The organism is Streptomyces violens, assembly GCF_000717745.1.
In the GTDB taxonomy this organism is placed as follows: Bacteria; Actinomycetota; Actinomycetes; order Streptomycetales; family Streptomycetaceae; genus Streptomyces; species Streptomyces violens.
Genome location: NZ_JOBH01000010.1, coordinates 375,159 through 398,384, shown reverse-complemented (window position 1 = coordinate 398,384; position 23,226 = coordinate 375,159). Strand labels below are relative to the sequence as shown.

Genomic DNA, 23,226 nt, shown 5'->3' with positions numbered 1-23,226 from the left:
CTCAGCGGGACTCCGGCGGCGGGGGCGGGGGCGGCGTGGGCGCACCGGCCGGCGGGGCGATCTTCGCGTGAGCGGTCGTGGCGGTCGTGGTGGTCGTCGGAGCCGCGGCCACCGGGGCCTCCGTACGAGGCAGTACGGCATCCCGGCGCGCACCCGGGTCCCAGCCGGTCTCCACCACCCGCTTCTGCACGAGCACGGCGGCGCCCAGCACCACCAGGCCGATGGCCAGCATCAGCACGACGGCACCCGCGCCGCCCAGCTTCGCCGCGTTGCCGATCAGCGCGCCGAACCAGCCGAAGTCCGCGTCCCCGAAGGTGGTGTTCTCCTCGCCGAACGCGCCGAGCACCTTCAGGAGCAGCGCGGGCAGGAAAGTGATGAGGACACCGTTGACGAAGGCGCCGAGGGCCGCGCCGCGCCGGCCGCCCGTCGCGTTCCCGTACACGCCGGCCGCGCCACCGGTGAAGAAGTGCGGCACCAGGCCCGGCAGGACCAGCGCGAGGCCGAACCACGGGTGGAAGAGCGCGGAGAGCAGCCCGAGGCTGACCAGGCCGCCGAGGAAGCTGCAGAGGAAGCCGATGAGGACGGCGTTCTGCGCGTACGGGAAGACGATCGGCGCGTCCAGCGACGGCACCGCACCGGGCACCACCTTCTTGGCGATCCCCTGGAAGGCCGGCACCAGCTCACCCAGGATCGTCCGCACACCGAACAGGATGATCGCGACGGCGATGCCGAACTGCAGACCCTGCATGACGGCCTGCATCAGGTAATTGCCGAGGCCGGTGGCGGCGGCCCCGCCGTCGGACCCGAACGCCTTGAACGCGGTACCGCGCCCGGCCTTGGCCAGGAAGAGAACCGCCATGATCACGTAGATCAGCACCATGGACAGCGCGGTGGCCACCATCGAGTCCCGCAGGAAGCGCAGCCCCTCGGGCAGCTTCATGTCCTCCGTACTGCGGCTGCGCTTGCCGACGAGCTGACCGGTCGCGCCCGCCGCGACGTATCCGGCGGTGCCGAAGTGGCCGATGGCGATGGTGTTGTCACCGGTGATCCGCTTGGTCCACGGGTGCGCGAAGGCCGGCATGGAGACCAGCAGGATGCCCAGCAGCACACCGCCGACCAGCACCACGACGGCCGAGGACTGCCCGGCGGTGGCCAGCACCATCGTCAGCAGCGTCGCCATGAACAGCATGTGGTGGCCGGTCAGGAAGACGTACCGCAGCGGCGTGAAGCGGGCCAGCAGCAGGCTGACCCCGAAGCCGACGATCATCAGCCAGGCGACCCGGGCGCCGAACTGCGCCTGCGCGATGCCGACGATCGCCTCGTTGGTCGGGATGACGCCGTGCGCGCCGGTCGCGCCCTGGATCATCTCGCCCAGCGGGGCGAGTGCCGCGACGACCAGCCCGGCGCCCGCGCCGATCAGCAGGAAGCCCAGCGTCGCCTTGATGGCGCCGCCGATGATCTGCCCGGCGGTCTTCTTCAGGGCGATCAGGCCGGTGGCCGTGATCAGGCCGACCAGGTACGCCGGCTGGCTGAGGACCTCGTTGACCAGGAATTCGGCGATCGATACGAGCCAGTGCATGAAAAAATGCGCCCTTCGTTACTGGACGTCGTAGGTGTCGCGGAGGATGCGGTCGACCTCACCCGTACTGGTGAAGTTCTCGACGACCTTCACCGGGACGCCGACGTCGCCGAGCGTCCTGGCGATCTCGCCCGAGGTGAGGATGGCGACGGCCTCGCCGGCCTTGCCCTTGGCGGAGATGGTGTCGGTCGCCTCGACGGTGACGTACTTCGTCCAGCCCCAGCGGTCGAGCACCTGCTCCAGGGTGTTCTTCAGGAAGAGGCTGGTGCCCAGGCCGTTGCCGCAGACGGTGAGGATCTTGTGCACGGACCCGCCGCCGGCCTGCCGTTCTTCCGGCTCCCGCGGCTCTTCCGGCTCGTACCGTTCTTCCGGCTCCTGGGGCGCCTCCCGGCCCGCCAGTACCGCGTGCACCGCCTCCGGCGTCCGGGCCTCGCGCAGCGCCCGCTCGGTCTCCGGGTCACCGAGCAATCTCGCGAGCGCCGCCATCGCCTCCGTGTGCGCCCCGGAGTCCTGGGCCGCGAGTCCGACGACCAGGCTCACCGGGTCGTTCGCCTCGTGCCCGAACTCCACCGGCTCGGCCAGCCGCACCCACGACATGCCGGTCTTGAGGACCGCGGGCGAGGGGCGGGCGTGCGCGAAGGCGAAGCCGGGCGCGATGACGATGTACGGCCCGTTCTCCTCGACGTTCTCGATCATTTCCGTGGTGTACTCGCCGGTACTGGTACCGGTCGCGACCATGAGGTCGCCGGCGGCCCGTACCGCCTCCCGCCAGTCCGCCGCCGCCACGTCCAGCCGCACGGCCTCGGCGGGAATCAGTTCGCTCAGTGTCGGCATGGACGGGATCGTCGCACGAAAACGCTTGCCCGGATATGCGGTGTGCGGCGCCGGAAGGGATCATCGGAACATGAACGTGAGGATGCGGGTCGCGCAGCAGGAGGAAGCCGACGAACTGCTCGGACGCAGTCCGCTCGCCGCGCTGGTGGGCATGCTGCTGGACCAGCAGGTGCCGATGGAGTGGGCGTTCACCGGCCCGTACACCATCGCCCGGCGGATGGACGGCGACGACCTGGACGCGCAGGCCATCGCCGCGCAGGACCCGGAGGCGTTCGAGGAGCTGCTGGCCCGCAAGCCGGCCGTGCACCGCTATCCGCGCTCGATGGCCAAGCGGGTGCAGCAGCTGTGCCAGTACCTCGTCGAGCACTACGACGGGGACGCCGAAGCCGTGTGGCGGGACGCACCGACCGGCGCCGAGCTGCTGAAACGCCTCAACGACCTGCCCGGCTTCGGCAAGCAGAAGGCCCAGATCTTCCTGGCCCTCCTCGGCAAGCAGTTCGGCGTGCGTCCCGAGGGCTGGCGCGAGGCCGCCGGCCCGTACGGCGAGGAGAACTCCCACCGCTCGGTCGCCGACATCACGGGCCCCGAGTCCCTGGCCGAGGTCCGCGCGTACAAGCAGCAGATGAAGCGAGCGGCGAAGAAGGCGGCGGGCAAGTAGCAAGGGCGGCGGGCACCCGGCCCGCCGCCCCTCTCCTCGTACTACGTGCTCAGCGTTTTGTACCGCGCGCTCAGCCCTCCGGAGAGGCGGCCACCCGTGCCGCCCAGCGCTTTTCGACGCCCGACAGCCGCCAGTAGGCGATCGCCGCCGCCCAGACGACGACGAAGAGGCCGACGATGGCGTAGCCGACGTTGTCCAGCTCCAGGCCGGAGATCCAGCCGGTGACCGAGTCCGTCAGGCCGAGCTTCTCGTGCAGGACGCTGACCAGCTCGATCGTGCCGATGACGAGCGCCACGGCGATGGACAGGCCGGTGATCGTGAGGTTGTAGTACACCTTGCGCACCGGATTCGAGAACGCCCACTGGTACGCGAAGTTCATGAACGTGCCGTCGAGCGTGTCGAAGAGGCTCATCCCGGCCGCGAACAGCAGCGGCAGGCACAGGATCGCGTACCAGGGCAGCCCGGACGCGGCGCCGCTGCCCGCCATCACCATCAGCGTCACCTCGGTCGCGGTGTCGAAGCCGAGGCCGAGGAGCAGTCCGATCGGGTACATCTGGCCCGGCCGCGTGATGGCCTTGGTGAACCGGCCCAGCACCCGGTTCATGAAACCGCGCGAGTCCAGCTGCCGTTCCAGCTCCGACTCGTCGTACTGCCCGGCCCGCATGGCACGGAAGACGCGCCAGATGCCGGCCAGCGCGACCAGGTTGAGAGCGGCGATGAGGTAGAGGAAGGCCCCGGAGACGGTGGTGCCGACCGTGCCGAGCACCTGGTGCGTGCGGGAGTCCTCGTCCATCAGGGTCCCGGCGAGCGCCGCGCCGCCCGAGACCAGCGCGGCCATGAGCACGACCATGCTGGAGTGGCCGAGCGCGAACCAGAAGCCCACCGAGACCGGCCGCTTCCCGTCCGCCATGAGCTTGCGGGTGGTGTTGTCGATGACGGCGATGTGGTCCGCGTCGAACGCGTGCCGCATGCCGAGGGTGTACGCGGTGATACCCAGGCCCACGCCGAACACCTGGGTGCCGACGGTGTAGTGGCCGGGCACGACGAGCAGGAACAGCACACCGAACGCGACGATGTGCAGCGCGGCTATGACCGCCAGCAGACCGGCGGTCCGTACGGTGTCACGGCGCTGCCAGCGAAAATCCGGCAGCACGGAAGAAGTCGGGGCATCGGTGGGCAGGGCCATCCGGCGATCACGCTCCAGCACCTCGTGGAATCAATTCGTGAGATGCCGTGGCCGGTCTCCTGGCTTACGGGTACGCGCGCCCGTCCCGGCCTTCCCGCCCGCACTCTGCGGACAGTGGCCCCCCGTACGTATGCGGTGCACGTACGAGGAAAGGGTCGGTAGCTCCCCGATCACAGTGGCGAGGGCCGCTCCGGAATCGGACCCGAAGGTCTCCACCGGTCTTCCCGAGCACCACGGCCCGGCCACTCTAACCCCGACTGGCCCAGAGGGGGCGTGTGCCGCCTCTCACCCCGACTCCCCCCGGGGGGGCCTCCCCCCCGCCCCTCCCCGCTCCCCCGCCCCCTCGGTCATGCTTCGCTCAGCCCTCGGTCATCCCCGCGTCATCCCCCCGCGTCATACCGCTCGACGGCATCCTTGCTCACCGGCTCGCGGGACGCCGGCTCCCGAGACACCGGCCCCTCCGCCGCCCAGCTCCCCAGCAGCCGCAGTGATTCCGCCGAGGCCGAGCCCGGCTCCGCGTGGTAGACGATCAGCTGCTGGTCCGGGTCGGCGGGCAGCCGCAGCGTCTCGTACGACAGGGTCAGCGGCCCGACGACGGGGTGGTGCAGCCGCTTCACCCCGAAGCCCTTGTCCTGCACGTCGTGCGTGGCCCACAGCTGCCGGAACTCCTCGCTCTTGACCGACAGCTCCCCGATCAGCGAGGCGAGCAGCGGGTCGTCGGGATGGCAGCCCGCGTCCAGGCGCAGGTAGGCGACGATGTCGGCCGCCTTGCTCTCCCAGTCGACATACAGCTCGCGCGAGGCCGGGTCCAGGAAGACCTGCCAGGCGATGTTCCGCTGCTCGAGCGGAAGCGCGGCATAGTCGCCGAGCAGCGCGCACGCCATGCGGTTCCAGCCGATGACGTCCAGGCGGCGGCCCGCCACATACGCCGGTATCCCCTCCATCGCGTCGAGCAGCTGCTGCAGCGCGGGCCGCACCCGCTGCGGCCGCCCCGCGCCGCGCGAGCGCTTGGCCTTCGGCTTCACCAGATGGCTCAGATGCGCCCGCTCGGCCGCATTGAGCCGCAGCGCGCCGGATATCGCGTCGAGGACCGCCGTGGAGACGTTCTGCCCGTGGCCCTGCTCCAGCCTTACGTAGTACGCCACACTCACCCCGGCCAGCTGCGCGAGCTCTTCGCGCCGCAGGCCCGGCACCCTGCGCCGCCCGCTGTGCCGCGGCAGTCCGACGTCCTCGGGCTGCAGACGCGCGCGGCGGGTGCGCAGAAACTCGCTCAACTCTGTGCGCTGGTCCATATGGCAAGTATCCGGGACCCGGCGAAACTCCGCGGGGGCCTGTGGATAACTCCGCCGGCGGCCTTGAGGGTGTCATTGCCAGTGGTAGGAACGCCGTTCGTACGTAAACGGGGGGTCTGGCTCCACTTCCGCGCGCGAGGCAGGGTCGATGGCATGACACACACCTCTGTCGCCGCGTATGCAGCACCCGCGCCCAAGGCACCCCTGGAGCGCACCACCATTCCGCGCCGCGAGCTCGGCGCGCACGACATCGAGATCGAGATCAAGTACGCGGGGATCTGCCACTCCGACATCCACCAGGTCGACAACGGCTGGGGCGAGGGCATCTTCCCGATGGTCCCGGGCCACGAGATCGCCGGCGTGGTCTCCGCGGTGGGCCCCGAGGTCACCCGCCACAAGGTCGGCGACCGGGTCGGCGTCGGCTGCATGGTCGACTCCTGCCGGGAGTGCGACAACTGCAAGGCCGGGCTGGAGCAGCACTGCACCGGCACCGGCAACGTACAGACGTACAACGCCATCGGCCGGGACGGCGAGCCGACCTACGGCGGTTACTCCACCCACGTCGTGGTCTCCGAAGACTTCGCCCTCCGCATCCCCGAGGGCATCTCCCTGGACGTCGCCGCGCCGCTGCTCTGCGCCGGTATCACCGTCTACTCGCCGCTCTCGCGCTGGGGCGCGGGCCCCGGCAAGAAGGTCGCGGTCGTCGGCCTGGGCGGCCTCGGCCACATGGCCGTGAAGATCGCGCACGCGATGGGCGCCGAGGTCACCGTCCTCAGCCAGTCGCTGCGCAAGAAGGAGGACGGCCTGAAGCTGGGCGCCTCCGACTACCGCGCCACCTCCGACCCGGCCACCTTCGAGGAGCTGGCGGGCCGCTTCGATCTGATCATCAACACCGTCTCCGCCAACCTGGACATGGACGCCTACCTGTCGCTGCTGCGCGTGCACGGCACGCTGGTGCAGGTCGGCGCGCCGGAGGACCGGCTCGGCTTCTCGCCGTTCTCGGTGCTCGGCGGCAGCCGGGCGATGGCCGGCTCGATGATCGGCGGCATCCCGGAGACCCAGGAGATGCTCGACTTCTGCGCGACGCACGGCCTCGGCGCGGAGATCGAGGTGATCCCGGCCGAGCAGATCAACGACGCGTACCGCCGGGTGCAGGCGAGCGACGTCCGCTACCGCTTCGTGATCGACGCCTCGACGATCTGATCTCCAGGGATTCCCAGGGTTTCCCGGGGATTTCCGGGGGTTCCCGGGGACGGGCCCGTGGACCGCGCGTGCTCCGCGGGCCCGTCCGCCCCTTACGGAGCCGGGTGGCCGCTCGACGGCCGCCCGGCTTCGTCGCATTTGGGGGTGGAAAGACGGCGTTAGCCGGACGTTAGCGGACCAGTAGCGCCCCCGGACAGAGTGGATGTCGTGCCGGACGGACCACCGGCCGCACGAGCCACCACCATCGGACTCACCAGTCACGGGGGACCCACCATGTCGAAGAAGACCGTCAAGGCCGCCGTCGCCTCGCTCATCGCCGTCGGCGCCCTGGCAGCGGCCGCCGGCCCGGCCCTGGCCCAGACCGCCCGCCCGGCGGCCGCCGCCAAGGTGGCGCCCTGCACGGCGTCGGCGCTGACGTTCGAGGCCGGCACCGTCAGCCGGCCGATCAACCACGTCCTGCTCAAGGCCACCAACACCTCGAAGAAGACCTGCGACTTCTCGGCCGAGACCTACCCCCTCCTGCGGCTCCACCAGGACCAGCAGGCGGTCACGCCGGTCATCGAGGACTCCAAGCCGCAGGCCGTGGTCACCCTCGCCCCCGGCGAGACGGCCTACGCGGGCGTCCTGCTCTCCGCCGCCGACTCGTCGGAGAAGGGCTTCAGGACCAGCAAGTTCGGCGTGGCCGTGGCCAGGGACACTGCCCTGAAGAACGTCACCGTCAAGGGTGGCCCGGTGTACGTCCAGCCCAGCGTCGCCCAGGTGACGTACTGGCAGGACAACCCCGCCGACGCCCTCGTCTGGTGATGCGCTCCGGCCGGGGGCGTCCCCCGATCCCCGGCCGGGCCCCGTTCCCCGCACGCGCGGGCCGGTCTCTTCGGAGACCGGCCCGCCGTACTCGGGCGGTGGCGGGGCATTACTCCCTGTACGCCGTATACACACCGTTCGTACCCGTGCGACATGGCTGCGCCCGAGGCCGGGTGACCGGTAGGCTTTCCGTGTGATCTTCAAGCGCATCGGAAATGGGCGGCCGTACCCCGATCACGGCCGGGAGAGCACCCGCCAGTGGGCGGATGTGGCCCCGCGCCCGGTACGCCTTGACCAGTTGGTGACCACCAAGCAGCAGCTCGATCTGGAGACGCTGCTCGCGGAGGACTCGACCTTCTACGGCGACCTGTTCGCGCACGTCGTGAAGTGGCAGGGCGACCTGTACCTGGAGGACGGACTGCACCGCGCGGTGCGGGCCGCGCTCCAGCAGCGGCAGGTACTGCACGCCCGCGTCCTCGAACTGGACTGAGGCCCGCCGAGGCAGGCGCCGATCTCGGCCCTGAGCCTCACGGAGCGTGGCGGCGACGCCCGGTATTGGCCCTTTCGGGTCAGGTCTCGCGCCACGAACAGATCATTTAATAGGCAGAGCGCCGCAGCCGCACTACGCTGCGGACATGAGCATGCTGACGCCCCCCGGCATGGGCGGTAAGAAGTACCGCATCACGGGCGACAGGTATCCGCGGATGCGCCGTCCCCGTCGTGAGCGCAGGATCGTTGTGGCTGTCGTGGCCTCGGCCTGCGTACTGGGAGTGGGCGCCTGGGGCGCCGTACAGCTCATCGACGTCTTCACCGGGAACGGCGACACCGCGCAGGCCGCGCAGGGGAAGCCGAAGTGCCCGTCCCGGGAGGACGGCGGCAAGCCGCAGCACACGGCGAAGCCACTGCCCAAGCCGAAGACGATCAAGATCAACGTGTTCAACGCGACCACCCGCAGCGGGCTCGCCAAGGACACCGCCGACGCGCTCAAGAAGCGCGGCTTCACGATCGGCGAGGTGGGCAACGCGCCCGCCGCCTACGACAAGAAGGTCAAGGGCACCGGCGTACTGCTCGGCGCGCCGGCCGCGGCGGACGGCTCCTTCAAGGTGCTCGGCACGCAGGTGGCCGGGGCTCAGCAGAAGACCGACACCCGCAAGGGCGGCGACGTCGACCTGATCATCGGCGACAAGTTCAAGGACCTGGCCAAGGAGAAGGACGCCAAGGCCGCGCTCGCCGCGCTGACCGCCCCGCCGAAGGAGAAGCCGGACACGCCGGGGTGCTGAGCACCACCCGCACGCGCCCGGCCCCTTCGTAGGCTCAGCCGGTTCGTACCCTCAGCCCATTCGTACGCTGGGCCGCCCCGGCCATTCGTACGCTCAGCCGGTTCGTACGCTCAGCCCGCAGTCCCGTACATGCGGTCGCCCGCGTCGCCCAGCCCGGGCACGATGTAGCGATCCGCGTTCAGCCGCTCGTCGACCGCCGCGGTGACCAGCGTCACCGGCGTCCCGGCCAGCTCCCGCTCCATGACCTCCACGCCCTCGGGCGCGGCCAGCAGGCACAGCGCGGTCACGTCGTCGGCCCCGCGCTTGATCAGTTCCTTGATCGCCGCGACCAGCGTGCCGCCCGTGGCGAGCATCGGGTCCACGACGTAGACCTGGCGCCCGGAGAGGTCCTCCGGCATACGAGTGGCGTACGTCTGCGCCTCGTACGTCTCCTCGTTGCGGACCATGCCCATGAAGCCGACCTCGGCCGTCGGCAGCAGCCGCACCATGCCGTCCAGCATGCCCAGACCGGCCCGCAGGATCGGCACGACCATCGGGCGGGGGTGAGAGAGCCGGACGCCGGTGGTCGCCGTCACCGGGGTCTCGATGTCGACCTGCTCGGTGCGCACATCGCGGGTCGCCTCGTACGCGAGCAGGGTGACCAGCTCGTCGGCGAGACGCCGGAAAGTGGGGGAATCGGTGCGCTTGTCGCGCAGCGTGGTGAGTTTGTGCGCCACCAGCGGGTGGTCGACGACGTGGATCCGCATGACATCGACACTAACCGAGGCCGGGACCCCGAGCGCCCGCCGGTGGCCCGGCGCCCCGGCCCGCCACACCCCCGTACGGAGATCGGCCATCCACGGACGACCCCTCGGCCAACGTCAACCAACTCGCATCAACCCAACACTTCGGGGGAAAGTGGGCACAGACGCCCGGACCGCCGGCCGGCCTCCGGGCGAGGACCTCGGCCCGAGGCGGTGTCGCTCATGCCCGACCAGAAGAACCGTCAGGACGCACGACAGAACCGTCAGAACCGGCAGGACACCAGGCAGGACGCCCGGCAGAACAGGCCGGACGCACGCCAGAACCGTCCGGACGCCCGCAGGCCCGGCGCCGCGCACGGCGCGGCGAGAGGCGACGGCGGCGGCCCCAGACCCGACCGCCCGGCGGACCGGGAAACGGAACGGGAAGGGCAGGAGCCGGCGGCCCTCGTGGCCGGCGAGTCCGACGCGGCGCGCCGACGGCGGCGGGCGCAGTTCCTCCGTGAGCTGAACGAGGCCAAGGAACTGCGCGACCGCGTACAGCCACGCCGCGCCCGTGCCGCCCGGATGCGGCAGGCGATGCGCATGCGGACGTTCCGCTGGTGACGCGGCCGTCCTCGCGGCACTCGCCCAGGTAAAGGGGCTCTCCCGCCGACGAAGCGGAGGAATCCGACGCCCGTCCGGCCTCCGTCCGGGCCTCGTCCGGCCCCCGTCCCGTCCTCGTCCGGCCCCCACACGGACCGGATCTCGCAGAACCCGCGCACGACGCAGCGCCGAAGACCCCGCGCGAACGCGTTGTTTCTGCCACGATTCCGATGGGGCGGGGACTCCGGGCGCACGCGCGTCCGCCTCGCCCGGCCCGGATACGCCTCTGACCAGTGGGAGAGTCACGGTGTACTTCGCCGCACTGCTCGCGCGCACCTCAGACGGGTGGGAAGCGAGCGATACAGAGCTCGACGATGTGGAGACGCTTGCCGACCTGGCCGACCTGGCCCGGCAGGCCGCGGTCGACGACGACACGGTGGTGGCGCTCATCGAGCAGGAGGACGCGTGGTTCGGCGTCGTCCGGGTGGACGGCGAGGAAGACCCGCGCGTCTTCATCTCGCACGCCGCCGCCGCATCCCGTAGCTCGTACGGCGCCATGCTGACCGACGAGCTGCTCGGCCGCGACGACGAGAAGCAGGAGGATCTCGACGGTCTGACCAACCTGGACGGTACGGAGGACGGTGAGCCCGAGGAGGCCGAGGACGAGCCGGAGGCCGCCGCTGACAACCCGGCGCCGGCCGGCCCGCTCGGCGACGTCGAACTCCTCGACGACCTCGGTGTCAGCGCCAAGGAGCTGCTGTCCTTCGACAACCACGGCGACGCGCTGACCGAGATCGCCGACGCGCTCGGCTGCACGGAGGTCCTGGAGGCGGTGCGGTGACGGACGGGGAGCGGCGCACCGCGGCCGCTCCCCCGTCCGCCCGCCGCGGACCGGCGGCCACCGGTCCCGGACACTGTTCCCATGACCGACGCACAGCCCGCCGCGGCCCCGGCGGACCCCGCCCCCGATCCACTGCGCGACCCGTGGGCCGCGCCCATGCGGCATGCCCTGGCCGAGGCCGCGCTCGCCCCCGGGACCGGTGACGTCCCGGTGGGCGCCGTCGTGCTGTCCGCGGACGGCCGGGTGATCGGTACCGGCCACAACGCACGCGAGGCGACCGGCGACCCGACGGCACACGCCGAGGTGCTCGCCATCCGGGCGGCTGCCGAGGCAATCCAAAAGGAAGCATCGCGGTGGGGGTCCCCCCGGACGGAGTCTGGGGGAGATTCCGGCCGGGGCGGTGGCGGGCGACGGGCGGGCGAATGGCGGCTCACCGGCTGCACGCTCGTCGTCACGCTCGAGCCCTGCACGATGTGCGCGGGCGCGATCGTGCTCTCCCGGGTGGACCGGGTGGTGTACGGCGCCCGGGACGAGAAGGCGGGCGCGGCCGGCTCCCTCTGGGACGTCGTACGTGACCGACGCCTCAATCACCGCCCCGAGGTCATCACCGACGTCCTCGCCGACGACTGCGCGGCGCTCCTCACGGACTTCTTCCGCGCCCGCTGAGCGGGCGTACGCGCCCGCGCCGAGCCCCTCTCGTACGGTTCGGGCCCCCTTTCGTACGGCTCGATCCCCCGCTCCCGCGGAACCGATTTCGGCGCACGGCCCCCCTTGGGCTAAGCTCTATCTCGGTAGCGTGTCCGAGCGGCCGAAGGAGCGCGCCTCGAAAGCGCGTGAGGGGGCAACTCCTCCGTGGGTTCAAATCCCACCGCTACCGCTCGCACGAAGGGCCCGACTCTCAGAGTCGGGCCCTTCGTCCGTTCCGGGCCTCATGGCCCGCACCGCGGCCGGGAGGAACGCGGTACGGACCCCGCAGCGAGGTCCCGGTCCCCAAGCCCGCGGACTCCTGCCAGATCCGCCGGGCTCGCCTTCCAGCGTGCGGCCGTACCCTCCGCTCAACGGGGCGCCGAACGACCCGGATTGGCGGGACTTTCGTCCATAAGGGCGGCGTACGGCCCGGGAGAGCGGAAGACGGCACAGTCGCCGGAACCGAGCGGTGCCGAACGGGCGCGGCTGCTGCCGTGGGACCGGTGTGGTTAAACTCGCCCGACTGCACCGGGCAGGAGCTGCCGGTTGGGCCGTAGGGGAGACGGGGACGCATGGTGGAAACGAAGAAGATCGCGATGTACGTGGTCATCGTCTTCGTCCTGTACACGATCGTCACGTCCCCGACGCGGGCCGCCGACCTCGTGCAAATAGGGTTCGAGGGCATTTCGGACGCCGCGCAGGGCGTGGGCCAGTTCATGACCTCACTGATCAAGTAGCCGGCACCACCGCTTCACCGACTCGGCTCAGCTCCCACAGTCGCCCCCTCGGCCCTCCGAGGCTCGCGCGTGGCCCCGCCAGCAGAAACGATTACCCATATCCCGCACCCTGGAGGCCGCCCCGTGATCCGCCACCTGGTCCTTTTCAAGCTCAACGACGGTGTCGAGCGCGACGAGCCGCGGGTCGCGGCCGGCGTGAAGGCGTTCCAGGAGCTCGGCGACCTCATCCCCGAGCTGCAGTTCTGGGAGTGCGGCTGGAACGTCACCGACCGCCCGATCGCCTACGACTTCGCGATCAACTCGGCCGTCGCCGACAAGGACGCGCTCACGCGCTACCTGGAGCACCCGGCCCACCAGGCGGGCGTCAAGCAGTGGGCGGAGTTCGCCACCTGGGTGATCGCCGACTACGAGATCTGAGCGCGATCCGGCCCCGGCCGGACCGCGATGCGACGGTTGGCGCGCGCGAGCGCCCGGCGGCACCACCCCCGGCCCGCTCCGGGCCGAACAGCCCCTCGCCCCTGCGGGCGGGGGGTTTCCTCATGGCCGCCCACCCGCCGGCGGCCCGACGAAGGCCCTCCCGCCCCCTCCGTACCGTCCCCTCGCCGCCGTCAACTGCCCTTCAACACGGCAATATGCGGTGCTTGCACACAGTGCACATGTCTTGTGATGCTATGACCGCTTTTGCCCGATACATCCGTTACCGCACACCGCCGAGCGCTGTGAAGGGGAGGCGTGAACCGTGACGGCCCGTACTGCGCCGAAGGCGCCATCCCGCCAGAGCAGGAGTGCGGACACCCGGGCGCTCACGCAAGTCCTCTTCGCCGAGCTGGCCGGCCTGGAGCCGGGCACCCCCCAGCACGGCCGCGTGCGGGACGCGCTGATCGAGGCGAACCTCCCCCTGGTCCGGTACGCGGCGGCACGTTTCCGCAGCCGTAACGAGCCCATGGAGGACGTCATCCAGGTCGGCACGATCGGGCTGATCAACGCGATCGACCGGTTCGACCCGGACCGCGGCGTCCAGTTCCCCACCTTCGCGATGCCGACCGTCGTCGGCGAGATCAAGCGGTACTTCCGCGACAACGTGCGGACGGTCCACGTCCCCCGCCGCCTCCACGAGCTCTGGGTACAGGTCAACGGCGCGACCGAGGACCTGACCGTGCTGCACGGCCGGTCCCCCACCACCGCGGAGATCGCCGAGCGTCTGAAGATCGGCGAGGAGGAGGTGCTCGCCTGCCTGGAGGCCGGGCGCTCGTACCACGCGACGTCCCTCGAAGCCGCCCAGGAGGGCGACGGCCTGCCCGGCCTGCTGGACCGCCTGGGTTACGAGGACCCGGAGCTGGCCGGCGTCGAACACCGCGACCTGGTCCGCCACCTCCTCGTACAGCTGCCCGAACGCGAGCAGCGCATCCTCCTCCTCCGCTACTACAGCAACCTGACGCAGTCCCAGATCAGTGCGGAGCTGGGCGTGTCCCAGATGCACGTCTCGCGGCTGCTCTCGCGGAGTTTCGCCCGGCTCAGATCCGCAAACAGGATCGACGCCTAACCAGGACGAGGTACGGCCACCAAGGGCGCACCACTCCTTCCTGCAGGGATATGTCGACATGGCGCTACAGCGTGTTGCCGACATGTGACATTCTGCAGGAACCGCGTTTGCCGTGGCGCCGCCTCCGGTATTCAGGTGGAGGCTGAACTCTTCGCTCCGTATGGGGCCGAAGGGACGCAGCGGCGACCCGACCGCGACCTCAAGGGGGTGGCATGTCCGTAGAACTGGGCAGCTCGAAGGTGCTTCCCGCACCAGCACCGCACGTGCACGACGACGCCCTCAACACCCGTACGCTCTCCCGCTCCCTGTTCCTGCGGCTGGCCACGCTCGACAAGGACAGCGTGGAGCGGACATACGTCCGCGACACGCTCATCGAGCTGAACCTCCCGCTGGTGCGTTACGCCGCTGCCCGCTTCCGCAGCCGCAACGAACCGATGGAGGACATCGTCCAGGTCGGCACGATCGGCCTGATCAAGGCGATCGACCGGTTCGACTGCGAACGGGGCGTCGAATTCCCGACGTTCGCCATGCCCACGGTCGTCGGCGAGATCAAGCGCTTCTTCCGTGACACGTCCTGGTCCGTACGGGTCCCGCGCCGCCTCCAGGAGCTGCGGCTGGCCCTCACGAAGGCCAGCGACGACCTGTCCCAGAAGCTCGACCGCTCCCCCACCGTCGCCGAACTCGCCACGTGCCTCGGCGTATCGGAGGAGGACGTCGTCGACGGCCTCGCCGTCGGCAACGCGTACACCGCCTCCTCCCTCGACTCCCCCTCCCCCGAGGACGACGGCGGCGAGGGCTCCCTCGCAGACCGCCTCGGCTACGAGGACACCGCCCTGGAGGGCGTGGAGTACCGCGAGTCCCTCAAGCCCCTGCTCGCCAAACTCCCGCCGCGCGAACGCCAGATCATCATGCTCCGCTTCTTCGCGAACATGACCCAGTCCCAGATCGGCGAGGAGGTCGGCATCTCCCAGATGCACGTCTCCCGCCTCCTCACCCGCACCCTCGCCCAACTCCGCGACGGCCTGACCACGGACTGACGACGCGACGCACCCCCGGGCAACAGGGGTCCCCTCCCGGCCCGGGGCATTGCCACGCCCCCTCCCCCGTCCCCTGTCGTAAGCCTGTACACCTGACACCCCGTCAGCCACACTGCCCTCCATGCGACGGACGACAGTTGGCGCGTCAGCGGGTGCACTGCTCTTACTGGGCGCACTGCTCGCCTTCTGCGGCAGCAGCGAGGGCCCGGGCTACATCGCGACGGGCACGGCGGACGACCGATCCCCCCACAAGCTCGTCGCCCCCACGGACGACGTCACCTTGGCCCCGCTGGACGGCCCGGACACCGACACCGGCCCGGACACCGACGCCGGCACCGGCGCCCCTGTCGGAAGCCCCGGTGAACGTCCCGACGGCACGGCGGACGGGACCACTCCCCCTGCCGGCACACCGGCCCCCTCGGGCCGCCCTCAGCCGCCCTCCGGCAACACCCCGGACGCACCGGCCGACAGCGACGCCCCGGCCGACCCGGCCGGTCCGAACACCGAGGCGCCCTCCCCCACCCCCACTCCCCCCGACGAGCGCCCCGCCCTCCTGGAAGTCGGCACCCCCACCCTCGCCAACGCCGACGTGCGCTGGTGCGAGCGAGTGACCGTGCAGCTCCACAACACCGGCAGCCGCCCGGTGACGGCCGGCACCATCACCTTCAAGACCCACATCATCGGCGGCCTGGGCATCGACTGGGGCACGCGTGAATCAACCCGCGAGCTCCCCGTGCCGATCGCCGGCGGCGAGACGAAGAAGGAGACGTGGAAGGTGTGCGTGGACGCTTGGCGGGTGCCGCTCGGCATGCACATCGACACGCGGGATATCGACGCCAGTTGGGACTGACGCACGCGGCACGGTGATCACCCTCGGCCCTGTCCGCTGTCAGACGCGAATGCGAACATGTGATGCATGAACGTCAGTGGGGTGGGAGGAACTGACGGTACTCCCAGCACGGGAGACCGATGGCGGCTCGAGGACTTGGTACGCCAGGCCGACAGGGACGCCGCAGAGCGAGAGCAACGCGCGGCCCCCGTGGCGGACGTACCTCACTCCGACGCACCGTCACCGGCCTCAGCTCCCAAGACCGACCCGCTCGCCCGCGGACGGCGCGCATTCGCCGCGCAGCTGGGCGAGTTCCGCCGTACGCAGGTCCTCGTGCCCTTGCACGACGGCGGACTGCTGTCGGCCGTGAGCAGTGGCGTGCGCTGGATCTACGCCTTCAGTGATGAAGAGACGCTCGCCCGCTTCGCAGCCGGCTGGGAGCTCCGGCCCGCGGACGGCGTGGAATACCGGGCGATGTACGGGGCCCGCCTGCTGGATGTCGTCATTCCCGCGACAGGAGAGCCGACCGGCGTCGCCCTGGATGTCGCCGACGCGGAGGCCGGCGGATGCCTACTGTTCCCGCCGGTCAGCGGCATCGTGCCCGAGGTGGCGGCAGTGGATGAGAGTACGGGGGAGACCACAGCATGACAGGTGCGAACGGCGAATCCGGGGCCCACGGGCATGGCGGCGGAAGCCACAAAGACATCGCGGTCAGCGAGAAGTCGCGGAAGCTCATCTCCGAGGGGCTGCGCAGCGCGATCGACGAACTCAAGGAAGTCGGGTTCGCTTCACAGGCCGCGATGGGCGCGGGCGTGGACCGGATGACACTGACCGGCATGGAGGCAGGCCACCCCGGCCTCGCCGACGACTTCGAGGATTTCTGCGGCCGCTGGGAGTGGGGGGTGCGCGGCCTGCTGCAGGACGTCACGATGCTGGCTGCCTCGATGGGTATGGCCACCGGACTCCTCACAGCAGAGGACGAATACCTCCAGGGCTCCTTCAAGGTCGCGGCGAACCAAGTGGTCGGTAACCCCTACGCGAGCGATGAGGACGTCCGGAAGAAGGGCTGGGGTGAGATCGCCACCAAGGAGATGTACACCCCGGACTACAGCGACAAGAAGTTCGGCCAGTCGATGGACCAAGCCGAACAGGTCTGGAAGGACACCGGCCGGCAGGTCGTGACCACCGGGCACGGCGGAATGATCACCGACCGGGTTCTCGACGACAGCGGGCTCGACCGGGACGCGTGGAACGAGCAACTGGACGAGACCTTCGGCCCGGCCCCCGAGGCGGGCGACGCGTCCGGTACGCACAGCCAGTCGCGGCCGGAGCGTGAGCACTGATGGGCTTCGACTTCACTCCCGACATCATGAACACCCTTGAGAAGGGTGTCGAAAAGGTCGGCGAAGGCATCAATTGGGCCGGTGACAAGGCCGCCGACGTGATGGACGGCGTCGGGCTGGAGAGCGGTGCCGATTGGGCCCGGGAGGCTTCCGGTTCCGTTGCCAACCGACTGGGCGCCGAGGTCGCCGAGCTGGAGCTCGGGCAGACGGACGACGCGCACAAACTGATCTACGGCAGCGCCGGCAAGCTCAGGTCCACGGTCTCCCATCTGAGCGACTTCCAGAAGGCATTCGGCAAGGTCGCCCGGGGGCTCAAGGGGCTGGACTCCAGCCACTGGCAGGGCGAGGCGGCCGACGCCTTTCGCGAAAAGCTCGCCGGGGAACCGAAGCGGTGGTTCACGGCCCAGGACGCCTTCGAGAAAGCCGCCCGTGCACTGGACCGCTTCGCGGACACCGTCGAATGGGCCCAGGGTCAGGCACAAGAAGCCATCGAGGAGTACCAGCGGGCCGAGAAGGCCACCGAGAAGGCCCGCTCCGCGCACGACTCCGCGGTCGCCGAGTACAACTCCGCCGCCCAGACGTACAACGCGGCGGCCGCGAGCGGCAGTGACCCCGGCCCGAAACCCACAAAACCCGCGGCATTCTCCGATCCCGGCGAGACGGGCCGCAAGAACGCCCAGGAAACGCTGGTCCATGCCCGCCGACGGCGCGACGAGGCCGCGGAGACGGCGCGCGACGCGGTCCGGTCGGCACGCGACGCCGCCCCGCGCACACCGTCCGTCGGCAGACAGCTCTTCGACGGCGTGCTGGGGATGGAGCTCTCCCTGGCTCACCTCGGCGCCGGTGCCGTGCAGGGCGTGGGCGGCATCATCGGCTCCATACGCGGCATGAACCCCGTGGACCCGTACAACATCGCGCACCCCGACGAGTACGCGATGAACCTCAACAGCACCGCCGCAAGCCTCGTCACCATGGCCAATAATCCGGTCGGCACCGGCAAGGTCATGCTCGCCGACTTCATGAAGGACCCGGAGGACTGGACGGGCAAGCTCCTCCCCGACGTCATCGCCACTCGGGGCGCCGGCACCGCGAAGGGGGCCCTCGGCGCGATGCGCCGAGTCGGGCGCTATTCCAAGCTGCCCGAACGGGCCCCTGGCCGCGGGCACCTGGACACGGACGGGCCTCACCAGCGCTCCACGGAGAATCAGAACAGGTGCTCCGACGGCACCGACCCTGTCGACCTCGCCACCGGCAAGATGTACCTGCCACAGACGGACATCGTGCTGCCGGGTGCGCTCCCGCTGGTCTTCTCACGCCAGCTGGAGTCAGGCTTCACCGGCGGCCGCTGGTTCGGTCCCTCCTGGATGAGCACGGCCGACCAGCGCCTTGAGGTCGATGCCGAGGGTGTCGTCTTCCTCAGCGAGGACGGCCTGCTGCTCTCCTACCCCCACCCTGTACCGGGCGTCCCGACGCTCCCGGTCTCCGGCCCTCGCCGCCCCCTGGAACGCACTCGCGACGGCGGCTACACCCTCACCGACCCCGAGACCGGCCACATACGCCACTTCTCCCCGCCCGCTGACGGCGGCGAGGACGGCATCGCGCACATCGAACAGATCACCGACCGTTCAGGCGTCCACTGGATCACCTTCGACCGCGACGAGGACGGCACCCCGACCGGCATCGTCCACTCCGCCGGCTACCACCTCAAGCTGACCACGGAGGACGACCGGATCACCGCCCTGCACCTGGCAGGCGCGGCGGAAGGCGGCTCCGACCAGCAACTCCTGCGCTACGACTACACCAACGGCGACCTCACTTCGGTCACCAACTCCTCCGGCCTGCCGCTCCGCTTCGAGTACGACGACCGGCACCGCGTCGTCTCCTGGACCGACACCAACGACCGCCGCTACGACTACACCTACGACGACCAGGACCGCTGCATCGCCGAAGGCGGCACCGAAGGGCACCTCGCGGTCCGCATCAGCTACGACGAGATGGACCCGGAGACCGGCCACCGCATCACGGCGCTCACCGATTCCCTCGGCCACACCACCCGTTACCTGGTCGACGACCGGTACAAGGTCGTCGCCGAGATCAGCCCGACGGGGGCGGTCACCCGGACCCAACGCGACAGCCAAGGCCGCGTGCTGTCCGTCACCGACCCGCTGGGCCACACCACGTCGTACGAGTACACCGCCACCGGCGAAGTGGCCGCCGTCACCCGCCCCGATGACACCCGAGTGAGGGCCGAGCACAACGAACTCGGACTACCGGTCGCGATCACGGAACCCGACGGCGCGGTCTGGCAGCAGGCGTACGACTCGGCCGGCCGTCGCACCTCGGCCACCGACCCGGCGGGCGCGGTGACCACCTTCACGTACGACGACCGCGGTCACCTCGCCGCGATCACCGACGCCGAGGGACACACCACCCACGTACGCTGCGACGCCGCCGGACTGCCGGAGCGCATCACCGACCCCCTGGGCGGGGTGACTACGTACGTACGCGACGCCTTCGGCCGCGTCCTCACGCACACTGACCCTCTCGGGGCCACCACCCACTACGCCTGGACGGTCGAGGGTCACCTCGCCAGACGCACCGCGCCCGACGGCGCCACGGAATCCTGGACGTACGACGGCGAGGGAAACTGCCTCACCCACACGGACGCCGCAGGCGGTGTGACCCGCTTCGAATACACCCACTTCGACCAGCTCGCCGCCCGCACCGACCCCAACGGCGTCCGCTACACCTTCACGTACGACACCAAGCTCCAGCTCTCCAAGGTCACGAATCCGCAGGGTCTGGAGTGGTCGTACGCCTACGACCCGGCGGGCCTCCTCGTCTCCGAGACGGACTTCGACGGCCGCCGGGTGTCGTACGAACGCGACCTCGCCGGCCGCCTCGCCGCCCGCACCAGCCCGCTCGGCGACACGACCGTCTACCAGTACGACAAGCTCGGCCGCACGACGGCCAAGCGCACGGCGGACGGGACGCTGACCCGTTACCGGTACGACGCGAACGGCCGACCGCTGAGCGCGGCCACCCCGGAGAGCGAGGTCTCCTGGACTCGTGACGCACTCGGCCGCATCACCGCCGAAACGGTCAACGGCCGCACCATGTCCTACGCGTACGACGTGCTGGGCCGCCGCATTCACCGGCGTACCCCGACCGGCGCAGAGGCGACGTACACCTACGACGCGGCCGGTCGCCGCATCTCCCTCACGACCTCCGGCCGCACGCTGGACTTCGCGCATGACGCTGCGGGGCAGGAGATCACCCGAAGCCTCACCGGTGGGCTGCTCACGCTCCACCAGTCGTACGACCCGGTGGGCCGCCTCACTACCCAGTCGCTTCACGCCACGGGTACGGGCTCAGCGGACGCCACGCATCACGAAGTGGCCCCCGTCCAACACCGTCAGTACACCTACCGCCCCGACGGCTACCTCACCGGCATCGACGACCTCCTGAACGGCCCCCGCCGCTTCGCCCTCGACCCCGTCGGCCGCGTCACCGCGGTATCCGCACACAACTGGACCGAGACCTACGCCTACGACGAGGCCGGCAACCAGACTCACGCCGACTGGCCTGGTGCGCACGCCGGCCCGGAGGCCACCGGCGCCCGCACCTACACCGGAACCCGCCTCACCCAGGCCGGCCGCATCCGCTACGAACACGACGCCGCCGGCCGCCTGACCCTACGCCAGAAACGTAACCTCTCCGGCAAACGCGAATCCTGGCACTACACCTGGGACACGGAAGACCGCCTGGTCGCTGTGGTGACCCCGGACGGCACGACATGGCAGTACCGCTACGACCCCTTGGGCCGGCGCACGTCCAAACAGCGCCTTTCCTCGGACGGTACCGCTGTCCTGGAACAGGTCGACTTCACCTGGGACGGCACCACCCTCACCGAACAAACCACCTCAGGCGACGGGCCCGCCCCGTCCATCACCCTCACCTGGGACCACAACGGCCTGTCCCCCATCGCCCAGACCGAACGCCTCACAGCAGCCGATGCCCCTCAATCCGAAATCGACTCCCGCTTCTTCGCCATCATCACCGACCTGGTCGGCACCCCCACCGAACTGGTCTCCCCCGAAGGCGAAATAGCCTGGCGCACCCGAACCACCCTCTGGGGCACCACCACCTGGAACGCAGACGCCACTGCTTATACGCCCCTCCGCTTTCCCGGCCAATACTTTGACCCTGAAACGGGCCTGCACTACAACTACTTCCGCTACTACGACCCGGAATCGGCCCGATACACGTCGCTGGATCCCCTCGGCCTCGTCCCCGCTCCCAACGCCGTCACCTATGTCCACTCTCCCCTGACCTCAGCCGACCCCCTAGGCCTTTTCTCCTGCCCCACAAAAGAGGGTCTCCCAAAGGTCCCAGATCGCGGCACTCCCGTGATCGGGCGAAATCCGGATACCGCGGTCGCTCGAAACTGGCCAGGTCATGAAGTCCTTTACCTCGAGGACGCATGGAGGATGGACGTAAATGATCACTGGATAGCAGGAATCATTCGAGATGGCCGGGAGGTATACGTGGCATCCCCCGAAACGTTGGACAATCTAGTCGCACGGAGAGGAGGCGAGACCGTCTTTGCGCGTGAGCTCAGACAACTCCGGGAGGCAGGCTACGTTCGAGTGGGGGACTATATGATCCCACCGAAGTAGCACTAGCATGTTCTCACCGGGAACAGCTAATAACTCACCAACTGCGCTTTCTCAAAATTGAAACATCTGGGAGTCCCACATGCCTCTGTCCGCACGGATTGTACGGCACATCCGGAAAGAATTTCCTGAAGATCAATCAGAGACCGTCGCTCAACTACTCGAAGAAGTAATAGAGCCAATCACTGAGGGCAACGTGATGTTCCAGGAAAGAGTGGCTGCCGCAGCGGTCATCTGCAGCCAGGGCGACTTGGATGAATTCTTCGCGGTCTTGGAGGAAGTTCGCGCCGACTGGCGGGATGTGCTTGTGGCGGCAGGGCTGGCCGACGCACAGTGGAAGCAGCTCATAAACGAGAAGTTCGGATTGCCGTAAAGCTAGGGAGAGCGACAGCGCACCTAATACCACTTGTCTTGCACCGACTTTTGGCGAGCATAGGCCTTGCGCGTAATGCTCCCCCGCGGGGCCCGCAGCCGCAACAGCCGAAGAAGGCGTGCCGGTCGGACCACGGCGCGATGCGTGCGCCCTTTAGGCGGGTGAAGGAGAACGGAGGAAGAAGGGGGCACCGATGAGTACCGCGAAGGATGGGCTGTACGCCCCTGGACGTGACGGACGTGTGGTGGCGGAAGTGCAGCAGGAGTCTGGCCGCCGGAGACTGCGTACAGGCCGCAAAGCGGTGGCGCTGCGGGACTCGCGTCATCCGGAGCGCGGTGATCTTCGGTTCACGCCGCAGGAGTGGACCGCGTTCTGTGCCGGGATGCGGGACGGCGAGTTCGACTGAGGGGACGCGGGCCACACATGCGCGAAGACTTCTCCCGGGCCGGCGCCGATGGCGGGCGCCCGGCCAGGGAGAAGCCCCGTAATCGTACGGAGCGGAGAAGGGGACGGGGGACGTGCCGGGCTCGCGCGCGTCGCGCGTGCGAGCCCGAAAAGGGGGGCTCAGGCCAGGGCCAGCCAAGCCGCCGCCGCGACGATCGCGATGGCGACGACTACGCCGATGATGACGCCCGCGCGGGGGCCCGAGGAGGACTGGGGGGTGGCCGCGGCGGTGCGGGGGGTCTGGGGGGCGCCTTCGTCGACGAAGGCGCGGAACATCTGCGTGCTGCCGGCCGGGTCGTGGTTGCCGTCGGGCGTCTGCGGGTTGTTCGCCATAGGCCGAGACATTAGCGAACCGGCGGGTAGGGGGACAGTCCTGGTCGGCCGGTAGGCGGCCCCTCGGCGACCCTGTCGACATGGGGGCGGAGTCGGCCAGAGAGCCGCAAAGCGACGGCGGGGCGCCACGACGAGGCTCGTATGCCCCGACAGTCACCGTCGCATGCCCGCTGACCTGCGGCTTTGTGAGCCATAGTCCAGCCCTTGACTCGTGTGCGATAC

Annotated in this window: 24 protein-coding genes, 1 tRNA gene and 1 riboswitch; of the genes, 19 read left to right on the top strand and 6 right to left on the bottom strand. The window is 69.8% G+C overall.

What is annotated here, in order from left to right:
• Position 1: 1 nt before the first annotated feature.
• Complete coding sequence (locus tag IF04_RS0120990) at positions 2 to 1,579, bottom strand: PTS ascorbate transporter subunit IIC (RefSeq protein WP_030259865.1); 1,578 nt, start codon at positions 1,577 to 1,579, stop codon at positions 2 to 4.
• An 18-nt stretch (positions 1,580 to 1,597) separates the two neighbouring features.
• On the bottom strand, positions 1,598 to 2,413 hold the full coding sequence (locus tag IF04_RS0120985; protein WP_030259862.1) for a PTS sugar transporter subunit IIAB: 816 nt from the start codon (positions 2,411 to 2,413) through the stop codon (positions 1,598 to 1,600).
• Between the two features lie 70 nt (positions 2,414 to 2,483).
• On the opposite strand from IF04_RS0120985, the gene IF04_RS0120980 reads away from it, so the two are divergent.
• Positions 2,484 to 3,071, top strand: a complete 588-nt coding sequence (locus IF04_RS0120980; RefSeq protein ID WP_030259859.1) for an HhH-GPD-type base excision DNA repair protein — start codon at positions 2,484 to 2,486, stop codon at positions 3,069 to 3,071.
• 70 nt (positions 3,072 to 3,141) lie between these two features.
• On the opposite strand, the gene nicT is transcribed toward IF04_RS0120980, so the two are convergent.
• Complete coding sequence (nicT, locus tag IF04_RS0120975) at positions 3,142 to 4,257, bottom strand: Nickel transporter NicT (protein WP_030259855.1); 1,116 nt, start codon at positions 4,255 to 4,257, stop codon at positions 3,142 to 3,144.
• A gap of 32 nt (positions 4,258 to 4,289) precedes the next feature.
• A riboswitch (cobalamin riboswitch) is annotated at positions 4,290 to 4,508 on the bottom strand.
• Positions 4,509 to 4,637: 129 nt separating this feature from the next.
• Complete coding sequence (locus IF04_RS0120970; protein ID WP_037960051.1) at positions 4,638 to 5,549, bottom strand: helix-turn-helix domain-containing protein; 912 nt, start codon at positions 5,547 to 5,549, stop codon at positions 4,638 to 4,640.
• Between the two features lie 153 nt (positions 5,550 to 5,702).
• Here IF04_RS0120970 and IF04_RS0120965 point away from each other — a divergent pair, with 153 nt between their 5' ends.
• The 4 genes from IF04_RS0120965 (at position 5,703) to IF04_RS0120945 (ending at position 8,836) form a co-directional block, all read left to right on the top strand.
• Entirely contained in the window at positions 5,703 to 6,752 is a 1,050-nt protein-coding gene (locus IF04_RS0120965; RefSeq protein WP_030259849.1) for an NAD(P)-dependent alcohol dehydrogenase, read from the top strand.
• Between the two features lie 273 nt (positions 6,753 to 7,025).
• On the top strand, positions 7,026 to 7,556 hold the full coding sequence (locus IF04_RS0120960; protein WP_030259846.1) for a DUF4232 domain-containing protein: 531 nt from the start codon (positions 7,026 to 7,028) through the stop codon (positions 7,554 to 7,556).
• Positions 7,557 to 7,749: 193 nt separating this feature from the next.
• On the top strand, positions 7,750 to 8,046 hold the full coding sequence (locus tag IF04_RS0120955; protein WP_004943146.1) for a type II toxin-antitoxin system VapB family antitoxin: 297 nt from the start codon (positions 7,750 to 7,752) through the stop codon (positions 8,044 to 8,046).
• Between the two features lie 169 nt (positions 8,047 to 8,215).
• Positions 8,216 to 8,836, top strand: a complete 621-nt coding sequence (locus IF04_RS0120945) for a LytR C-terminal domain-containing protein (protein ID WP_030259843.1) — start codon at positions 8,216 to 8,218, stop codon at positions 8,834 to 8,836.
• A 110-nt stretch (positions 8,837 to 8,946) separates the two neighbouring features.
• Here IF04_RS0120945 and upp read toward each other — a convergent pair whose 3' ends face one another.
• On the bottom strand, positions 8,947 to 9,582 hold the full coding sequence (upp, locus tag IF04_RS0120940; RefSeq protein WP_030259840.1) for a uracil phosphoribosyltransferase: 636 nt from the start codon (positions 9,580 to 9,582) through the stop codon (positions 8,947 to 8,949).
• Positions 9,583 to 9,801: 219 nt separating this feature from the next.
• On the opposite strand from upp, the gene IF04_RS0120935 reads away from it, so the two are divergent.
• The 14 genes from IF04_RS0120935 to IF04_RS37630 all read left to right on the top strand — a co-directional run bounded on the left by IF04_RS0120935 (position 9,802) and on the right by IF04_RS37630 (position 22,633).
• Positions 9,802 to 10,182, top strand: a complete 381-nt coding sequence (locus IF04_RS0120935; RefSeq protein ID WP_157847685.1) for a hypothetical protein — start codon at positions 9,802 to 9,804, stop codon at positions 10,180 to 10,182.
• Between the two features lie 286 nt (positions 10,183 to 10,468).
• A complete protein-coding gene (locus IF04_RS0120930) occupies positions 10,469 to 11,002 on the top strand; it encodes a tRNA adenosine deaminase-associated protein (protein ID WP_030259833.1) in 534 nt (177 codons plus the stop codon).
• A gap of 81 nt (positions 11,003 to 11,083) precedes the next feature.
• A complete protein-coding gene (locus IF04_RS0120925; RefSeq protein ID WP_078600551.1) occupies positions 11,084 to 11,668 on the top strand; it encodes a nucleoside deaminase in 585 nt (194 codons plus the stop codon).
• 124 nt (positions 11,669 to 11,792) lie between these two features.
• Positions 11,793 to 11,879, top strand: a tRNA-Ser gene (locus IF04_RS0120920).
• Positions 11,880 to 12,261: 382 nt separating this feature from the next.
• The gene (locus IF04_RS39125; protein ID WP_169746143.1) at positions 12,262 to 12,426 is read left to right on the top strand and encodes a hypothetical protein; all 165 of its coding nucleotides are present in this window, start codon (positions 12,262 to 12,264) and stop codon (positions 12,424 to 12,426) included.
• A gap of 123 nt (positions 12,427 to 12,549) precedes the next feature.
• Positions 12,550 to 12,843 carry a Dabb family protein gene (locus IF04_RS0120910; RefSeq protein ID WP_030259825.1) on the top strand — a complete coding sequence of 98 codons (294 nt, stop codon included), beginning with the start codon at positions 12,550 to 12,552 and terminating at the stop codon, positions 12,841 to 12,843.
• A 322-nt stretch (positions 12,844 to 13,165) separates the two neighbouring features.
• The gene (locus IF04_RS0120905) at positions 13,166 to 13,969 is read left to right on the top strand and encodes an RNA polymerase sigma factor SigF (RefSeq protein WP_030259822.1); all 804 of its coding nucleotides are present in this window, start codon (positions 13,166 to 13,168) and stop codon (positions 13,967 to 13,969) included.
• 212 nt (positions 13,970 to 14,181) lie between these two features.
• On the top strand, positions 14,182 to 15,006 hold the full coding sequence (locus tag IF04_RS0120900; protein ID WP_030259820.1) for an RNA polymerase sigma factor SigF: 825 nt from the start codon (positions 14,182 to 14,184) through the stop codon (positions 15,004 to 15,006).
• Between the two features lie 121 nt (positions 15,007 to 15,127).
• Positions 15,128 to 15,856 (top strand): hypothetical protein, encoded by a 729-nt coding sequence (locus IF04_RS0120895; protein WP_030259816.1) that lies wholly within the window; start codon positions 15,128 to 15,130, stop codon positions 15,854 to 15,856.
• 312 nt (positions 15,857 to 16,168) lie between these two features.
• Positions 16,169 to 16,483: an SseB family protein gene (locus IF04_RS39875; protein WP_245654450.1), complete on the top strand. Its 315-nt coding sequence runs from the start codon at positions 16,169 to 16,171 to the stop codon at positions 16,481 to 16,483.
• Positions 16,480 to 17,178 carry a hypothetical protein gene (locus IF04_RS0120885; protein WP_051831405.1) on the top strand — a complete coding sequence of 233 codons (699 nt, stop codon included), beginning with the start codon at positions 16,480 to 16,482 and terminating at the stop codon, positions 17,176 to 17,178. The genes IF04_RS39875 and IF04_RS0120885 overlap by 4 nt, the downstream gene beginning before the upstream one ends.
• Positions 17,178 to 21,857, top strand: coding sequence for a putative T7SS-secreted protein (locus IF04_RS0120880; protein WP_051831404.1), 4,680 nt, complete (start codon positions 17,178 to 17,180; stop codon positions 21,855 to 21,857). The genes IF04_RS0120885 and IF04_RS0120880 overlap by 1 nt, the downstream gene beginning before the upstream one ends.
• 79 nt (positions 21,858 to 21,936) lie before the next feature.
• Positions 21,937 to 22,227, top strand: coding sequence for a hypothetical protein (locus IF04_RS38790; RefSeq protein WP_030259805.1), 291 nt, complete (start codon positions 21,937 to 21,939; stop codon positions 22,225 to 22,227).
• 193 nt (positions 22,228 to 22,420) lie between these two features.
• Positions 22,421 to 22,633, top strand: a complete 213-nt coding sequence (locus IF04_RS37630) for a DUF397 domain-containing protein (RefSeq protein WP_078600549.1) — start codon at positions 22,421 to 22,423, stop codon at positions 22,631 to 22,633.
• Between the two features lie 158 nt (positions 22,634 to 22,791).
• On the opposite strand, the gene IF04_RS0120865 is transcribed toward IF04_RS37630, so the two are convergent.
• Positions 22,792 to 23,004, bottom strand: a complete 213-nt coding sequence (locus IF04_RS0120865) for a hypothetical protein (protein WP_030259802.1) — start codon at positions 23,002 to 23,004, stop codon at positions 22,792 to 22,794.
• Positions 23,005 to 23,226 lie beyond the last annotated feature (222 nt).

Excerpts from the sequence above, each read along its gene's own strand:
- IF04_RS0120880 (WP_051831404.1), top strand. The coding sequence starts at position 17,178 with ATGGGCTTCGACTTCACTCCCGACATCATGAACACCCTTGAGAAGGGT.
- IF04_RS0120865 (WP_030259802.1), bottom strand. The coding sequence starts at position 23,004 with ATGGCGAACAACCCGCAGACGCCCGACGGCAACCACGACCCGGCCGGC.
- IF04_RS0120900 (WP_030259820.1), top strand. The coding sequence starts at position 14,182 with ATGTCCGTAGAACTGGGCAGCTCGAAGGTGCTTCCCGCACCAGCACCG.
- IF04_RS39125 (WP_169746143.1), top strand. The coding sequence starts at position 12,262 with ATGGTGGAAACGAAGAAGATCGCGATGTACGTGGTCATCGTCTTCGTC.
- IF04_RS0120960 (WP_030259846.1), top strand. The coding sequence starts at position 7,026 with ATGTCGAAGAAGACCGTCAAGGCCGCCGTCGCCTCGCTCATCGCCGTC.
- IF04_RS0120980 (WP_030259859.1), top strand. The coding sequence starts at position 2,484 with ATGAACGTGAGGATGCGGGTCGCGCAGCAGGAGGAAGCCGACGAACTG.
- IF04_RS0120990 (WP_030259865.1), bottom strand. The coding sequence starts at position 1,579 with ATGCACTGGCTCGTATCGATCGCCGAATTCCTGGTCAACGAGGTCCTC.
- IF04_RS0120925 (WP_078600551.1), top strand. The coding sequence starts at position 11,084 with ATGACCGACGCACAGCCCGCCGCGGCCCCGGCGGACCCCGCCCCCGAT.
- IF04_RS37630 (WP_078600549.1), top strand. The coding sequence starts at position 22,421 with ATGAGTACCGCGAAGGATGGGCTGTACGCCCCTGGACGTGACGGACGT.
- upp (WP_030259840.1), bottom strand. The coding sequence starts at position 9,582 with ATGCGGATCCACGTCGTCGACCACCCGCTGGTGGCGCACAAACTCACC.
- IF04_RS0120885 (WP_051831405.1), top strand. The coding sequence starts at position 16,480 with ATGACAGGTGCGAACGGCGAATCCGGGGCCCACGGGCATGGCGGCGGA.
- nicT (WP_030259855.1), bottom strand. The coding sequence starts at position 4,257 with ATGGCCCTGCCCACCGATGCCCCGACTTCTTCCGTGCTGCCGGATTTT.
- IF04_RS0120985 (WP_030259862.1), bottom strand. The coding sequence starts at position 2,413 with ATGCCGACACTGAGCGAACTGATTCCCGCCGAGGCCGTGCGGCTGGAC.
- IF04_RS0120970 (WP_037960051.1), bottom strand. The coding sequence starts at position 5,549 with ATGGACCAGCGCACAGAGTTGAGCGAGTTTCTGCGCACCCGCCGCGCG.
- IF04_RS0120935 (WP_157847685.1), top strand. The coding sequence starts at position 9,802 with ATGCCCGACCAGAAGAACCGTCAGGACGCACGACAGAACCGTCAGAAC.
- IF04_RS0120945 (WP_030259843.1), top strand. The coding sequence starts at position 8,216 with ATGGGCGGTAAGAAGTACCGCATCACGGGCGACAGGTATCCGCGGATG.
- IF04_RS0120965 (WP_030259849.1), top strand. The coding sequence starts at position 5,703 with ATGACACACACCTCTGTCGCCGCGTATGCAGCACCCGCGCCCAAGGCA.
- IF04_RS38790 (WP_030259805.1), top strand. The coding sequence starts at position 21,937 with ATGCCTCTGTCCGCACGGATTGTACGGCACATCCGGAAAGAATTTCCT.
- IF04_RS0120895 (WP_030259816.1), top strand. The coding sequence starts at position 15,128 with ATGCGACGGACGACAGTTGGCGCGTCAGCGGGTGCACTGCTCTTACTG.